The sequence below is a fragment of the Pseudarthrobacter woesei genome, assembly GCF_055412745.1.
In genome coordinates this window covers 307,344-322,619 of the sequence record NZ_JBVAYU010000001.1, presented here as the reverse complement: position 1 = coordinate 322,619, position 15,276 = coordinate 307,344, and the positions used below count along the sequence as shown (strand labels likewise).

Here is a 15,276-nt window from a genome sequence, read left to right as displayed (position 1 = left end):
CTCAGGCTCCCTTCACGGGCAGCAGCCGCGGATCATAGGGGTCCAGCCCTACCGCTTCGGTGGGCGGCCCGTAGCCGGCCATCCGCATCACGGCCTGCTCGTCGGCCGGCGACTTTCCCGGCAGGGTGGCGCAGATGGCCTGCAGTATCCGCGCGTGCGGGAGCTCGTCCCGGAGCAGCCCGAAGCGGAGCATCTCCAGGCTCGCCCGGAAGCGGGTCAGCAACTCCCTGCCGGCCGCGAGGTCCACGAGGGCGGCGTATTCCAGGACCATCGGAAGGTAATCCGGCAGTTCCCCGTGGGTGTCCACCAGGATGTCGCTTTGCCGGTAGGTCTTCTTGAAGTTCCCCAGCACCTCGCCGCGGCGCCGGGTGTCCCCGTCCGTCCAGTAGGACAGGTGCAGGGCGTGCCGCTTGCCGAGGTCGAACTCGCGCACGTAGTGGGCCTGGACCTGCATCGGCGGCGTGGATTCCAGCCGGTCCAGGACCTCCTGGAAGTCCACGACGGCGCCGGGGAACTCGGCCAGCGCGGCCCGCATCAGCGGCACCCGGCCGATCAGTTCCTCGTCCGGGTAGGACAGGCACCAGGCCGCGGCGAGGTAGAGGACCTGCTGGCGCCGGCTCACGGCTGGTCCCCGGCCGGCGGGGTGCCGGGACCATGGCCGCCGGGCTTCACGGATGATGGCTTCTCCGGGAACAGCCCGGACGGGGCCCCTGTGCCGTCCCAGTTCAGCAGGTTCACCCTGCCGCGCAGGGTCGTTTCGCCCGGCGCGGAATCGGAGGTCTGCCGGTCCCGCAGGGCGTTGAACGTTTCCACCGCCACCGGGACGGGCCTGCCGCTGGCCTCGCCAAACGGGGCCGAGTCCTGCATGCCCGGGCCGCCGTCGAAGTCCAGCGAGCAGCCCATCTCTTCGAGATCATGGGCTTGTTCCGCGTGCGCCTTGGGAATGACGTAGCGTTCCTCGTACTTCGCGATCGCCATCAGCCGGTACATCTCGTACATGGTCTGCCCGTCCATGCCCACGGCTTCCGGAATGGAGTCGTCGGGGTCGTTCCCCATGCTGATGCCGCGCATGTAGGAGCGCATGGCCGCGAGTTTCTTCAACACCGCGGTGACCCGGCCGGCGTCGCCGGCGGTAAAAAGCTCCGCGAGGTACTCCACCGGGATGCGCAGCGCGTCGATGGCGCCGAAGAGGTTGCCGGCGTCCTCGCCGTCGTGCCCCTGGTCCCGCAGCAGGTCCACCACCGGGGACAGCGGCGGCACGTACCAGACCATCGGCATGGTCCGGTATTCGGGGTGCAGCGGCAGGGCCACCTTGTAGACCTTGGCCAGGGCGTACACAGGCGAGCGCCGGGCGGCGTCGATCCAGTCCTCCGGGATGCCCTGGGCCCGGGCCTCGGCCTGGACGGCGGGGTCATTCGGGTCCAGCAGCACGTCCATCTGGGCGTCGTAGAGCTCGTGGGGGTCCGTGACGGACGCCGCCGCGGTGACGGCGTCGGCGTCGTACAGGAACAACCCCAGATACCGCAGCCGCCCCACGCAGGTCTCGGAGCAGACCGTCGGCAGCCCCACCTCCACGCGCGGGTAGCAGAAGGTGCACTTCTCGGCCTTGCCGGTCTTGTGGTTGAAGTAGATCTTCTTGTACGGGCAGCCGGTGACGCACTGGCGCCAGCCGCGGCATTTGTCCTGGTCCACCAGGACGATTCCGTCTTCCACCCGCTTGTAGATCGCTCCCGAAGGGCAGGAGGCCATGCAGGACGGGTTCAGGCAGTGCTCGCAGATCCGCGGCAGGTAGAACATAAAAGTCTGCTCGTAGGCGAACTTGATTTTGTCCTCGGACTGCCGGCGGACTTTCTCCACGATCGGGTCCAGGTGGCCGTATTCGGTGGAGCCGCCCAGGTCATCGTCCCAGTTCGCGGACCAGGTGATCTTGGTGTCCTCGCCAGTGATTAGGGACTTTGGCCGGGCCACGGGGAAATCGTCGCCCAGGGGCGCGTCCACCAGGGTTTTGTAGTCGTAGGTCCAAGGCTCGTAGTAGTCCTTGAGCTCGGGCTGGACCGGGCTGGCGAAAATCCCCAGGAGCTTCTTCACCCGGCCTCCGGCCTTGAGGACCAGTTTGCCGCGCTTGTTCAGTTCCCAGCCGCCCTGCCACTTCTCCTGGTCCTCGTAGCGGCGCGGATACCCCTGGCCGGGGCGGGTTTCGACGTTGTTGAACCAGACGTATTCGGTGCCCGCACGGTTGGTCCAGGCCTGCTTGCAGGTCACGGAACAGGTGTGGCAGCCGATGCATTTGTCCAGGTTCATGACCATGCCCATTTGAGCCATCACACGCATCAGTACTCCACCTCCTGGGAACGACGTCGGACGGTGGCAACCATGTCGCGCTGGTTTCCGGTGGGGCCAAGGTAGTTGAACGCGTAGGCCAGCTGGGCGTAGCCGCCGATCAGGTGCGAGGGTTTGACCAGCAGCCGGGTGACGGAGTTGTGGATGCCGCCGCGCCGTCCGGTGGCCTCGGACTTCGGCACGTCGATGGTGCGTTCCTGGGCGTGGTGGACGTAGACCACGCCGGCCGGCATCCGGTGGCTGACGATCGTCCTGGCCACGAGGACGCCGTTGATGTTCAGGCACTCCACCCAGTCGTTGTCCTTGACCTGGATGGCGGCCGCGTCGGCGGGGCTCATCCAGACCGTGGGGCCGCCGCGGGAGAGCGAGAGCATCAGCAGGTTGTCCTGGTATTCGGAATGTATGGACCACTTGGAGTGCGGGGTCAGGTAGCGGACCACCACCTCCATGGCCCCGTCCTGGCCGAGCTTGGGTTCACCGAAGAGGCGGTGCATGTCCAGCGGCGGCCGGTAGATCGGCAGGGCCTCGCCGATGTCGATCATCCAGTCGTGGTCCAGGAAGAAGTGCATCCGGCCGGTCAGCGTGTGCCAGGGCTTGAGCCGCTCAACGTTGATGGTGAACGGGGCGTAGCGGCGGCCTCCGGTCTCGGATCCGGACCACTCCGGCGAGGTGATCACCGGAACCGGGCCGGCCTGGGTCTGGGCGAAGGTGATGAATTTTTCCTCGGAGCCCTCCGCGAGGTCCGCCAGTTTCCGGCCGGTGCGGATTTCCAGGTCCTTGAAGCCCTGCACGGACAGGGCGCCGTTGGTGGTGCCCGAGAATGCCAGGATGGCCTCGGCCATCTTCGCGTCGGTGTCGATCGCGGGGCGGCCGTCCGCGGCGCCGCCGAGCATCACACCGTTGGAGTGGCTGAGCCGGTCAAGCGGGCCGGCGAGTTTGTAGGTGACGTTCTTGACCGTGAAGCCCAGTTTGTCGGCCAGCGGCCCGATGGCGGCCAGTTTGTCCGCGATGGCGGTGTAGTCCCGCTCCACCACGGAAAAGACGGGCATATTCTGTCCCGGCACGGCGGGGATGGAGGTGTCCCGCCAGTCCCGCACGATTCCGCCGGGCTGGGCGAGCTGGCCGCGGGTGTCGTGCTGCAGCGGCACGCTGACCAGGTCGCGGCGGACGCCCAGATGGGTTTTAGCCTGCCTGGAGAACTCCTGCGCCAGCAGGTGGAACATGTCGAAGTCGGTTTTGGTCTCCCAGGGCGGGTCGATCGCCGGGGTGAAGGCGTGCACGAAGGGGTGCATGTCGGTGGAGGACAGATCGTGCTTCTCGTACCAGGTGGCGGCCGGGAACACAACGTCGGACAACAGCGTGGTGGAGGTCATCCGGAAGTCCGCGGAGACCAGCAGATCCAGTTTCCCTTCCGGCGCCTGTTCGTGCCATTTCACGTCCTTGGGCTTGAGCCCCTCGGCGTGGTCCTTGCCCAGGACGTTGTTGTGGGTGCCGAGCAGGTTCCTCAGGAAGTACTCGTTGCCTTTGGCGGAGGAGCCGAACAGGTTGGAACGCCACAGCACGAGGGTCCGCGGCCAGTTTTCCGGGGCGTCCACGTCCTCGATCGCCGGGTTCAGGGTGCGGTTCTTGAGCGCGTCCGCGATGTAGCCGGGGGTGTCCTTCGCGGTGCCGGCGGCGACGGCGGCTTCCGCCTGGTCCGCGAGGTCCAGCGGGTTGCGGTCGAACTGCGGGTAGAACGGCATCCAGCCGAGCCTCGCGGACTGGGCCAGAGCGTCCGCGGTGTGCATCCCGTCCAGGGCCCCGGTGGAGAGCGGGGACTTGAGCGCGTCCGCGGAGTAGCCGTCCTGCCGCCACTGGTCCGTGTGCATGTACCAGTAGCCGGTGCCGATCATGGTCCGCGGTGGCCGGGACCAGTCCAGCGCGTTCGCCAGGGACACCCAGCCGGTGGCCGGCCGGGTCTTTTCCTGGCCCACGTAGTGCGCCCAGCCCCCGCCGTTCCGGCCCATGCAGCCGGTCAGCATCACGAGGGCCAGGACCGCCCGGTACGTGGTGTCGCCGTGGAACCACTGGCAGATCCCGGCGCCCATGATGATCATCGAACGGCCCTTGGACTCCTCGGCGTTCCGGGCAAACTCGCGGGCCACCCGGATGCACGCCTGCGCCGGGACGGACGTGATTTCCTCCTGCCAGGCCGGGGTGTAGGGCGTCGAGGCGTCGTCGTAGCCGGCGGCCCAGTCCCCCGGAAGCCCCTCGCGGCCCACGCCGTATTGGGCCAGCATGAGGTCGAACACGGTGGTGACCAGCTGGCCCTCCACCTCGAGGACGGGCACGCCACGGCGGAGCACACTGCCGGCCCCGCCGGCGTCTTCGAAGCACGGCAGCAGGATCTCGGCGCTGTCGCCGGAAACTTCGCGGAGGGACAGCGCGGGCTCGATCCCCTCAAGGTCCAGGTTCCATTTGCCTTCGCCGCTGCCCGAGTAGCGGAACCCCATGGAGCCGTTGGGCACGGTCGGCAGGCCGGTCTTCTTGTCGAAAAGCACGGTGCGGAACGCCGCGTCCTCGGCCCCGGACTCGGCCGGGAGGTCCTTGGCGGTGAGGAACTTGGACGGCGTGAGCGTGCCGTCGTCGCGCCGTTCCAGCCTGACCAGGAACGGCAGGTCCGTATACTGCCGGACATAGTCGGAAAAGAACGGCACCTCGCGCTCGATGAAGAATTCCTTGAGCATGACGTGCCCCATGGCCATGGCCAGTGCGGCGTCCGTTCCGGCCTGGGCGGGGAGCCATTCGTCGGCAAATTTCGTGTTGTCCGCGTAGTCCGGGCTGACGGTTACCACTTTGGTGCCGCGGTACCGCACTTCGGCCATCCAGTGCGCGTCCGGGGTCCGGGTGACGGGCACGTTGGAGCCCCACATCATGAGGTAGCCCGCATCCCACCAGTCGCCGGATTCCGGGACGTCGGTCTGGTCGCCGAAGACCTGCGGGCTGGCCACGGGCAGGTCCGCATACCAGTCGTAGAAGGACGTCATCACCCCGCCGATCAGCTGGATGAAGCGGGTCCCGACGGCGTGCGAGACCATCGACATCGCCGGGATGGGCGAGAAGCCGGCGCAGCGGTCCGGCCCGTAGGCCTTGATGGTGTTCACGTGCGCGGCAGCCGCGATTTCGATCGCCTCCTGCCAGGAGACACGCACCAGGCCGCCCTTGCCGCGGGCCTGCTGGTAGCGGCGGCGCCGCTCGGGGTCGCCCACGACGTCGGCAAAGGCCAGCACCGGGTCGCCCAGCCGGGCCTTGGCCTCACGGTACATCTCCACGAGCACACCCCGGGCATAGGGGAAGCGGACGCGGGTGGGCGAGTAGGTGTACCAGGAAAAGGCCGCCCCGCGCGGGCAGCCCCGCGGTTCATATTCCGGGCTGTCCGGGCCCACAGAGGGGTAGTCGGTCTGCTGGGACTCCCAGGTGATGATGCCGTCCTTGACGTACACCTTCCAGGAGCACGAGCCGGTGCAGTTCACCCCGTGCGTGGAACGGACCACCTTGTCGTGGCTCCACCGGTCACGGTAGAAAATGTCGCCCTTGCGGCCGCCTTCCCGGAACACCGCCCTGCCGTCGTCGGTCTGGTCCCATTTCGTGAAGAACCGGCCCAGCTTCAACATTGCATCCGAGGCGGGTCCGTCAAACCCCGCGGAGCCTCCGGCAGTCATGCCTTCAAGCTAGGTTGCGGTTTCCTGCCCGGATAGGGCCGTAGGACTCTGGGCAGGCGCCGCAGGGCAGCCCGTGGACCGGTCCCGGACAGGCACCCAACAATCAGGAATCAGCAGGCCCGCAGCGGGCAGCCCGCGCCAACCCGGGCCGCAGGCTCAGGCGAAACTCTCCAGTTCCACGCCGGCGCTTTCCAGGGCCGCGCGGACCGCGGCGGCCGTGGCGACGGATCCGGGGGTGTCGCCGTGGATGCACAGCGACTGCGGTTGGATCCGGAGCACGGTGCCGTCGACGGCCTCCACTTCGCCCTTGGTGGCGAGGCGCACGGCCCTCTCCGCGATCTGCCCGGCGTCGTGCAGCAGGGCACCGTCCAGCGAGCGCGGCACGAGGGTGCCGTCCGGCAGGTAGGCGCGGTCAGCGAAGGCTTCGGAGAACACCGGGTGGCCCGCTTCCCCGGCGATAGCGAGCAGCGCCGAGCCCGGGAACCCCAGGACGGGCAGTCCCGGATCGTAGGCCTGGATGGCGGCGATCACGGCGGAGGCCTGCTCGGCGTCGTGCACTGTCCGGTCGTAGAGCGCCCCGTGCAGCTTGACGTAGTCCACGGAGGCACCGACGGCGTGGGCCACCCCGTCCAGGGCGCCGAGCTGGTACAGCACGGCACCGAAAAGATCGTCGAAGGACATGTCCAGTGCGCGGAGGCCGAATCCGGCCAGATCCGGGTAGCCGAGGTGGGCACCCACCCGGACGTCGAGCTCGTACGCGGCCCGGCAGGTGTCAAGCATGGTTACCGGGTCCCCTGCGTGCAGCCCACAGGCCACGCTGGCGCTCGTGACCAGCGGAAACAGCGCGGCGTCGTCGCCCATGGTCCAGGTCCCGAAGGACTCTCCCAGGTCTGCGTTCAGATCCAAAAGGTGCCGCCTTCCTGGGCCTGGTCTTTCCGCGGGGCGTCGCCCCCGGGTGCGTCACCCCCGGGTGCGTCACCCCCGAGGGCGTCCGGGCCCGGGGCCACGGACCGCAGCTCCCCCGGGATTGTGTCCGGCATGGGTCCGAACGCTGCCTTAGCGTTGGCGACGACGGCGCGGCCCATCATCCCGTTGCCGACGCCGCCGACGACGGCTCCGATGCCGAACGGCAGCGCCCGGCCCAGGAAGGCCGTGCCCTGCTTTTTCAGCAGGCTCCGGAGGAACATCGTCTGGATCCGTTCGCGCACCGATCCGAAGCCGGCCAGCGGGACGCGGCGTGCGAAGAGCGAGCCCCAGGCCTGGGTGGCGCCCTTGCCCTGCCCGGCAGCCTGGCCGCTCAGCGAGCTCAGCAATGCGGTGCCCTCCTCGCCGAGCATGATGGCCATAACCAAGGTGCTGGCCCTGTCCGGGTCCACCATCCGTACTCCGTGCAGCTCGGCAAGTGAGGTGGAGAAGAGTGCGGTGGCCTCAAGGAACCCCACGGTAGCGGCGGCTGAAAGGCCCAGGGCGGCCATTGTCCCGATGCCGGGGATGACGGCGGATCCGCCGACGAGCGCCCCGCCACCGGTCACGGCGACGATGTAGTCGCGTTCCAGCTTCGCGGCGAGCTGCGCCGCGGTGGCGTGCGGATGCTTCTTCTGCAGGCGCCGGAGGTTGGCGAGGATCAGGGGCCGCTGGATTTCAACGGCCCGCAGGAGCACGTTGTGGACGCCCTGTTTGGGCTGGCCCTGGGCATCGAACATCGCCTTCTGGGCCGTCTGCTGGGCAATCTTCATTGCCGGGTTGCTGCGCTTGGCCATCATCGCCTCTCGTCGGAACCGGAACTGCTGAGGGTGCAAGCCTTAACACTAGGCCACCGCTCCCGGCGCAACAGCGGGCCCGCCCGCGCGCGGGCAGTTGGGGGCGGATTGGCGGCGCCCATTCGCCCTCAACTGCCCGCGGGATCCCGCCGCGTTTAGCGCGGGGTCCGGATGAGCTTCTTGTTGACGAACTCATTCATCCCGAACCGTGCCAGCTCACGCCCGACGCCGGAACGCTTGACCCCGCCGAACGGGAGGTCCGCCTGCGTCTCGGCCACGGAATTGATGAACACCATGCCGGTGTCCAGCCGGTCCGCCACATCCTTGGCCTTCTCCGTATCGGCGCTGAAGACCGCGCCGCCGAGGCCGTACGGGGAACCGTTGGCCAGTTCGATGGCCTCCTCCACGGTGGCAACCTTGTAGATGACCGCGGCCGGGCCGAAAAGCTCTTCGGAGAACGCCCGCATGTCCGGGGTCACATCGGTGAGTACGGTGGGTTCCACGTACGCGCCGGGGCCGTCGATGTGGTGCCCGCCGGTCTTCAGGGTGGCGCCCTTGTCCACGGCGTCCTGGATCTGTTCGATGAGGCCGTCGGCGGCGCTTTGCGAGGACAGCGGCCCGAACCGTGTGTCCGCGAGCAAGGGGTCACCCGGCCTGATTGCGGACATCCGGGCCGTGAATTTCTCCACGAACGCCTCGTAGAGGTCCTCGAGGATGATGAACCGCTTCGAGGCGGTGCAGGCCTGACCGGCGTTGCCCATCCGGCCGCTGACCGCGGCCTTGACGGTGGCGTCGAGGTCGTCGGAGTCGAGCACGATGAAAGGATCGCTGCCGCCCAGTTCCAGCACGTACTTCTTCAGGTTCCGGCCTGCCACCTCGGCGACGGCCGCTCCGGCCCGCTCGCTTCCGGTCAGCGAGACGCCCTGGACGCGGTCATCGGCGATGACCTCGGCTACCTGCTCATTGCTCAGGAACAGGTTGATGTAGGCGCCCTCCGGGAGCCCGGCGTCCTTGAAGATCTGCTCGATGGCGACGGCAGACTGCGGGCAGCTGCTGGCGTGCTTGAGGAGGATGGTGTTGCCGAGGATCAGGTTGGGGGCGGCGAACCGCGCCACCTGATAGTAGGGGTAGTTCCACGGCATGATGCCCAGGAGCGGCCCGACCGGTGCGGAGCGGACAATGGCCTCGCCGCCGCCCCTGACGTCCAGCAGCTCGTCCTGAAGGAAGGACGGGCCTTCCTCCGCGTAGTACGAGTAGATATCGGCCACGAGGCCCACCTCGCCCCGGGACTGGGCCAGGGGCTTGCCCATTTCCGTGGCAATGAGCCGGGCCAGCTCGTCCTGGCGCTCCCGGTACAACTCGGCAACACGGGCAATTACCTTGGCGCGGGCCTCCACCGGGGCCGATCGCCAGTCGACGAAGGCCTCTTTGGAGGCTGCGAGCGCCTGTTCCACCTCGACCGCGGTCGCGAGCGGGAATTCCTTCGACGTTTCTCCGGTTGCGGGGTTCACTGTCTTGTAGGCAGTCATTTATCCACCATCTCCGTTTCTGGCTAGTCCAGTTCAATCGGGCCAACGGCCGCCTCCGATCAGCGTGGCGGCGGTCCGGGCCCAGTACGTCGGAACGGGCTGTCCCGATGAGGTCACCCGTCCCACTAGGCGGCAACCCGGACGGTCCGCCGCCTATTCCATCCGGTCCTTTTGGGATCGAAATCCGCTGCTCCTGCGCCCGGCCGGACACCTAGACTGAATCCATGCGCGCACTGAGAGCCCTCCGCCCCTTCGCGCACCGTGAATACCGGGTGCTGATCGCGGCGCTGGCCATCTCCATCTTCGGTTCCGGGATGTGGGCCGTGGCGATGGTCTACGAGGTGATCCACCTCGGCGGAGGCCCGCTGGAACTCTCTCTGGTGGCAGCCGCCGGGAGCGTGGGCCTGGTGGCCTTTGTCCTGGCCGGCGGCATCGCGGCGGACCGGCTGCCGCAGCGGCTCCTGATCATCGCGGTCGAGGGCGCCAACCTTGCCGTCATCGCGACCATCAGCGGGTTGGCCATGGCGGGTTTGCTGCAGCTCTGGCATCTGGCGCTCGGGGCGTTTGTGCTCGGCGTCGGGGCAGCCTTCTTCTTCCCCGCCTATTCGGCCATCCTGCCCCGGATCCTGCCGCCGGAGGATCTGCTGGCCGCCAACGGCATGGAAGGCACCCTGCGGCCCATCCTGCAGCAGGCAGCAGGGCCGGCGGTCGCGGGGATCCTGGTGGCGGCTCTCTCCCCCTCGCACGCCGTCACCGGGGTTGCGGCGTGCCACCTGCTGGCCTTTTCAATCCTGAACTTCCTCCGCCGCCAGCCCGCGGCAGCCGCACCGGCACCCGACGGCGACAGCAGCGCGGCCGGCAAGGCGGTCCCGGCTGGCCGGGCGCACGCCAAAACGTCGTTACTGCACGATCTCCGCGAGGGTGTCAGCTACACCGTCCGAACGCCCTGGCTGCTGTGGACCCTGCTGTGGGCCTGCATTTCCGTGTTGTTCCTGATCGGCCCCATCGAGGTCCTGGTGCCGTTTGTGGTCCGGGACCAGCTCGGCGGCGACTCCCGCATGTTCGGCTTCCTGCTCGCCATCATGGGCGTCGGAGGCGCGGCAGCCTCGCTGGCCACCGCCTCGTTCCCGCTCCCCCGCCGCTACCTCAGCGTCATGATGGTGAGCTGGGGTGCGGGCAGCCTGCCGATCGCCGCCGTCGGCATCATCGACAGCTTCTGGGCCTTGGCCGCCGCCCTGTTCATTTTCGGCGCCACCGGCGGCGTCGGCATGGTCATCTGGGGGACGCTCCTGCAGCGCCGGGTCCCGCCGCACCTGCTGGGCCGCGTCTCGAGCCTGGACTTTTTCGTCTCGCTGGCCCTCATGCCGGTCTCCATGGCCCTCGCCGGCCCGGCCGCCGCGGTACTGCCGGTGTGGCTGATATTTCTCGTGGCCGGGACCGTCTGCCCCGTCATGGCCGTGGTCGCCATGATGGTGGCGAGGATGACGGCGGACGAACTGTCCCACCCGCTGCACCGCAGTGAAGAGGCCGCAGACACAGCGGACGCCACGGCCGGCACCGAAGCCTCCGGTGCAGGGCGGCCCGGCCCGAAGCAACGCGGGGTCACTTAACGCCCGTCCGGCGGTCCGGAATGGGCGCGAAGTGACCCCGCGTTGCTGTCGCCCCGCTTAGACGTTAGACGCTGGCGCGCACGATCGGGATCGACGCCGTCGGGAGTCCGCTGGGGAAAATCGTGGGCTCGGGTGTCGCCACGGGTGCCAGCGGAACCCGCATCGGATCGCGGTCCAGGGTGACCAGCGCGCCGCGGACGTCGACCTCCAGCGGTGCGCCTTCACGGATGGTGAGGCTGATGGAGCCCTGTTCCAGCTCCACCTGCAGCAGCCGGCCCTGGATCTTCAGGTGGAAGGCAAGCCCGTCCCATTCGGCGGGCAGGCGAGGGTCGAAGTACGGCACCGCTCCCTGATCGCGCAGGCCGGCGAACCCGCTGACCAGCGAGCTCCACACGCCGCCGGTGGAGGCGATATGCACGCCGTCGATCGTATTGCCGTGGGTGTCGTCCAGGTCAATGAACAGCGCGTGCGTGAAGTGGTCCAGCGCGGCCGAACCGTAGCCGACCTCGGCCGCCATGATGCCCTGGACGCAGGCGGACAGAGTGGAGTCGCCGGTGGTGATCGGATCGTAGAAATCGAAGGCACGGCGCTTTTCCTCGGCCGTGAAATCCTGCCACTGCAGGAACATGGCCAGCACACTGTCGGCCTGCTTGAGCACCTGGTGCCGGTAGATCACCAGAGGGTGGAAGTGCAGTAGCAGCGGGTACTTGGAACGCGGGGTGGTCCAGTCCCACGGCTCCAGGGTCATGAAGTCGTTGTCCTGCGAGTGGACCTGGAGGTCCTCGTCGTAGGGCAGCTGCATCCGGTTGGCGGCCTGCTCCCAGATCTGGCGTTCGGCGTCGTCGATCTCCGGGTGCTCCAGCGCCGCCGCGGCGCGCAGGTTGAAGCGCGCCATGACGTTGGTGTACAGGTTGTCATTGACGACGGCGGTGTACTCGTCCGGGCCGGTGACGCCGTGGATGTGGAACAGCCCGTCCTTGCCGAAGAAGCCCAGTGAGAGCCACATCCGGGCGGTTTCGATCAGCAATTCGGAGCCAAGGGTTTCCTGGAAATCCTGGTCGCCGCTGGCCCAGATGTAGCGGTTGGTCGCGAAAGCGATCGCGGCGGCGATGTGGAACTGGGCGGTGCCGGCGGCGTAGTAGGCGCTGGCCTCGAGCCCGTTGATGGTGCGCCACGGGAAGAGGGCGCCGTCGACGCTGAGCTCCTTGGCGCGGATTTTGGCCTCGGGGAGCATCGCATGGCGGAACTCGAGGACCTGGCGGGCGTTGCCCGGGCTGGTGTACGTCAGGTACGGCATCAGGTACACCTCCTGGTCCCAGAAGTAGTGCCCGTCGTAGCCCGAGCCGCTGACGCCCTTGGCCGGGATGCCGGCGACGTCGGCGCACGCCGTGGCCTGGGCCAGCTGGAAGAGGTTCCAGCGGACGGCCTGCTGAAGCTCGGCCTGGCCGGCCAGCACGATGTCGCTCGTGGTCCAGTAATCACGGTAGTGCGCGGTGCTTTCGGCGAAGATCTCCGCGATCGGCTTGAGTCCGGCTTCGGCGTCGTCGGCAAGGTCCGCCGAGGCCTGCCCGATGGCGTAGCTGACGCTCTTTTCCAGCACGAACGGATCGTCCGCGCCGACCGCCAGCACGAAGCGGACACTGCTGTCATCCTCGTGCACCAGGGTGTCGAAGGGCTGCAGGCCCGCGGACGTCCAGTGGTCCACGGCCATACCGATGCGCTGCATGGATTCGGCGGTTTCCCAGGACAGGCGCAGCGAGCCGTCGCCGCCGTCGAGGCGCAGGGGCAGCAGCACGCGCCCGGCGTGCCGGCCGGCCCGGCGCGGGTCATGCGCCGAGTGGTCCTCCACCGGCTGGTCCTGGCGGTTGATCACCGAGGAGGTGACATCGGCGGAGATGTCCCGGTCCGCGGCGAGTTCCAGCGAGATGCCGAGCGCACCGCGGGTCTCGTAGCCGACGGCGCGGCGTTCCGTGGTGGTCACGGTGGCGCCGGAGCGGCACTGCCAGGTGATCCGGCATTCGTAGATTCCGGTGGTGAAGTCGACGCTGCGCCGGTAGTCCAGCACGGTGGATTCGTCGAGGCTCAGCGTTTCGCCGTCGATGACCACGATGAAGTTGTTGGCGTCCGGGATATAGAGGATCCGCTGGCCCGTACGGGCGAAACCGTACGCGTTTTCGGCGTGCTTGATGTCCCACGTCTCGTGGAAGCCGTTGATGAAGCTGCCCGGCAGATCGGCGTCGGCGGCCGCCCAGTGGGCGCCGCGGATACCCAGGTGGCCGTTGCCCAGGCTGAAGAGCGTTTCCAGGGTGCCCGAGTTGCCGGGGAGGTGGACAGTCTCGACAAGCTGCCAGGGGTCGTTGGGGAACCGGGCGCGGTCAGAGGTGATGAGGGCCATGGTTGGGATTCCTTTGGGCGGTAAAAGCGGCGCGGTGAGATGCTGCGGTGAATGTCGTGCGTTGTGGTGGGGGGCTAAAGGAGCTCGGCGAGGTCGTTGACCACGAGGGTGGCGCCGGCGTCGAGCAGGGTCTGCCGCCCCGCTCCCCGGTCCACGCCGATCACCGAGTGGAAGCTCCCCGCGCTTCCGGCCTGAACACCCGAGACGGCATCCTCGACGACGACGCATTCCTCGCTGGGCAGGCCCAGCAGCCGGGCGGCGTATTCGTAGGTGGCCGGGCTGGGCTTGCCGGGCAGCCCTTCGGCCACGGCGACGACGCCGTCGACCACCACCGGGAAGTAGTCGGACAGTCCCGCCGCCTTGAGCACGGCCGGGGCGTTGCGGGAGGAGGAGACGACGGCGACCTTGAGTCCGCGGGCCAGCACGGCGTCGATGAAGCGCACGGAGCCTTGGTAGGGCTTCACGCCGCCGGCGTCCACAATGTCGTTGAAGACCCTGTTCTTGCGGTTTCCCAGGCCATGGACGGTGTTGTGCGCGGGATCGTCGCCCGGCGGACCTTCCGGCAGGACGATGCCGCGGGACGCGAGGAAGTCGCGGACGCCGTCGAAGCGCGGCTTGCCATCGATGTGGTCGAAATAGTCGCTTTCGCGGTAGCCGGCCGCCTCTGGGACCGTGTGCAGGAAGCCGTCGAAGAGTTCCTGCCAGGCGCGCTCGTGCACGATCGCCGTAGGGGTCAGGACGCCGTCGAGGTCAAAGAGGATGGCGGAGGCGCCGTCGAGGTCAAAGAGGATGGCGGAGGCGCCGGTCCAGCTCGCGTCGGGAAGCTCAGTCATGGGGTCGAAAGTCCTTTCAGACGGTGGGCAGGCAAGTCGGTGGATATCGCAGTACACGGCGCACTGCGACGGGAAATCTTTGGAGGGTCCGGGGCTGCACGGGCGGTGGCGCCGAGGCCCGGCCTGGTCCGTCGCCGGCGGCGAGAGCCCTTACGGTCCACCAGCGTGGTCTCCAGCACGCGGCTGGAGGCGGGGATTCGGACGCCCGGCTGGCGGAGTTTCTCAATCAACAGCTTGGCCGCGAACGCGCCCTGATCGGTTAATGGGTGGGCGGTTGTGGTGGGTCCCGGGAAGCAGCTCATCCGATGAACGTCTCTTCCTATGATGGACACGTTTTTCGGCGCTGACAAACCGGGAACTCAGCTCGGTGGACGCGCGGAGCGCAGTTTGGTCCCAACCGGCGACAATCACGGAGGTCATTCTGCGGTTTTCCGCCAGCTCAGTCATGACCCGCCGGCCGCCGTCGATGCCGGCGCCGGCGTCCGTGGCGTCAGCGCAGAACATAGTGGCGCAGGAAGGCGCTGACGTCCACAAGCTCGGCCTTGGAGATGGAGTGCCCCATTCCGGGGTAGCTGCGCGCCGTGAGCTGGGTGTGCTCGTGCAGCCATTCCTCGGTGTGTTCCGTGGCGTCGTCGTTGATCACCGCATCATCCTTGTCCCGTCCCCAAAAGAACGGCGGCCGTGTCTCGAACGATTCGCTCATGGCCAGGAGTTCGTTTTCCAGGACGAACCCGGACAGCCCGACGACGGCCCGGAACTGGGCGGGCCGCAGACGCAGCAGGGTGCTGGCCATGGCCATGCCCTGCGAGTAGCCCAGCAGGCTGACGCTGCTGTGTTTCGCCTTGACCGTGTCGATCCAGGTGAACACGGCGTTGGTGGACGAAATGACGTCCGCGAAGTCATGGGTCAGGAAGTAGTCCAGCAGGAACCAGCCGAAGCCCTCGCCGATCACTTTCGGGGCGCGCAGGGAGGCGCAGCTGAACTCGGGCGGGAGGGAGCCGAACAGCTTGGCCATCCGGGTTTCGTCGGTGCCGTAGCCGTGCATCATAACCAGCAGCGGCGTGCCGGCGCGTTCCTGTTCCGGCTTTGACCAGACGACAGTCTCCAT

Annotated in this window: 10 protein-coding genes; 1 reads left to right on the top strand and 9 read right to left on the bottom strand. The window is 68.0% G+C overall.

What is annotated here, in order from left to right; genetic code table 11:
* Nucleotide 1: 1 nt before the first annotated feature.
* The 6 genes from narJ to ACZYZE_RS01505 form a co-directional block, all read right to left on the bottom strand.
* On the bottom strand, nt 2-622 hold the full coding sequence (narJ, locus tag ACZYZE_RS01530; RefSeq protein ID WP_459317879.1) for a nitrate reductase molybdenum cofactor assembly chaperone: 621 nt from the start codon (nt 620-622) through the stop codon (nt 2-4).
* Nucleotides 619-2,331 (bottom strand): nitrate reductase subunit beta, encoded by a 1,713-nt coding sequence (gene narH, locus ACZYZE_RS01525; RefSeq protein ID WP_459317880.1) that lies wholly within the window; start codon nt 2,329-2,331, stop codon nt 619-621. The genes narJ and narH overlap by 4 nt, the downstream gene beginning before the upstream one ends.
* A complete protein-coding gene (locus ACZYZE_RS01520; protein ID WP_463905857.1) occupies nt 2,331-6,041 on the bottom strand; it encodes a nitrate reductase subunit alpha in 3,711 nt (1,236 codons plus the stop codon). The genes narH and ACZYZE_RS01520 overlap by 1 nt, the downstream gene beginning before the upstream one ends.
* A 156-nt stretch (nt 6,042-6,197) precedes the next feature.
* Entirely contained in the window at nt 6,198-6,947 is a 750-nt protein-coding gene (locus ACZYZE_RS01515) for a LamB/YcsF family protein (protein WP_459317882.1), read from the bottom strand.
* On the bottom strand, nt 6,938-7,801 hold the full coding sequence (locus ACZYZE_RS01510) for a hypothetical protein (protein ID WP_463906156.1): 864 nt from the start codon (nt 7,799-7,801) through the stop codon (nt 6,938-6,940). The genes ACZYZE_RS01515 and ACZYZE_RS01510 overlap by 10 nt, the downstream gene beginning before the upstream one ends.
* 155 nt (nt 7,802-7,956) lie before the next feature.
* Complete coding sequence (locus ACZYZE_RS01505; RefSeq protein ID WP_459317883.1) at nt 7,957-9,330, bottom strand: NAD-dependent succinate-semialdehyde dehydrogenase; 1,374 nt, start codon at nt 9,328-9,330, stop codon at nt 7,957-7,959.
* A 224-nt stretch (nt 9,331-9,554) separates the two neighbouring features.
* On the opposite strand from ACZYZE_RS01505, the gene ACZYZE_RS01500 reads away from it, so the two are divergent.
* Complete coding sequence (locus ACZYZE_RS01500; RefSeq protein WP_459317884.1) at nt 9,555-10,940, top strand: MFS transporter; 1,386 nt, start codon at nt 9,555-9,557, stop codon at nt 10,938-10,940.
* Between the two features lie 64 nt (nt 10,941-11,004).
* On the opposite strand, the gene ACZYZE_RS01495 is transcribed toward ACZYZE_RS01500, so the two are convergent.
* From ACZYZE_RS01495 to ACZYZE_RS01485, 3 genes are all read right to left on the bottom strand, one after another.
* Nucleotides 11,005-13,335 carry a glycoside hydrolase family 65 protein gene (locus ACZYZE_RS01495; RefSeq protein ID WP_463905854.1) on the bottom strand — a complete coding sequence of 777 codons (2,331 nt, stop codon included), beginning with the start codon at nt 13,333-13,335 and terminating at the stop codon, nt 11,005-11,007.
* A 74-nt stretch (nt 13,336-13,409) separates the two neighbouring features.
* On the bottom strand, nt 13,410-14,168 hold the full coding sequence (locus tag ACZYZE_RS01490) for an HAD family hydrolase (RefSeq protein ID WP_463905852.1): 759 nt from the start codon (nt 14,166-14,168) through the stop codon (nt 13,410-13,412).
* A 490-nt stretch (nt 14,169-14,658) separates the two neighbouring features.
* Entirely contained in the window at nt 14,659-15,276 is a 618-nt protein-coding gene (locus ACZYZE_RS01485) for an alpha/beta hydrolase (RefSeq protein WP_463905849.1), read from the bottom strand.

What these genes read in the sequence shown, in the direction of transcription:
- narH (WP_459317880.1), bottom strand. Translation starts at nt 2,331, where the DNA reads ATGCGTGTGATGGCTCAAATGGGCATGGTCATGAACCTGGACAAATGC.
- ACZYZE_RS01520 (WP_463905857.1), bottom strand. Translation starts at nt 6,041, where the DNA reads ATGACTGCCGGAGGCTCCGCGGGGTTTGACGGACCCGCCTCGGATGCA.
- ACZYZE_RS01510 (WP_463906156.1), bottom strand. Translation starts at nt 7,801, where the DNA reads ATGGCCAAGCGCAGCAACCCGGCAATGAAGATTGCCCAGCAGACGGCC.
- ACZYZE_RS01505 (WP_459317883.1), bottom strand. Translation starts at nt 9,330, where the DNA reads ATGACTGCCTACAAGACAGTGAACCCCGCAACCGGAGAAACGTCGAAG.
- ACZYZE_RS01500 (WP_459317884.1), top strand. Translation starts at nt 9,555, where the DNA reads ATGCGCGCACTGAGAGCCCTCCGCCCCTTCGCGCACCGTGAATACCGG.
- ACZYZE_RS01495 (WP_463905854.1), bottom strand. Translation starts at nt 13,335, where the DNA reads ATGGCCCTCATCACCTCTGACCGCGCCCGGTTCCCCAACGACCCCTGG.
- ACZYZE_RS01490 (WP_463905852.1), bottom strand. Translation starts at nt 14,168, where the DNA reads ATGACTGAGCTTCCCGACGCGAGCTGGACCGGCGCCTCCGCCATCCTC.
- ACZYZE_RS01485 (WP_463905849.1), bottom strand. Translation starts at nt 15,276, where the DNA reads ATGGAGACTGTCGTCTGGTCAAAGCCGGAACAGGAACGCGCCGGCACG.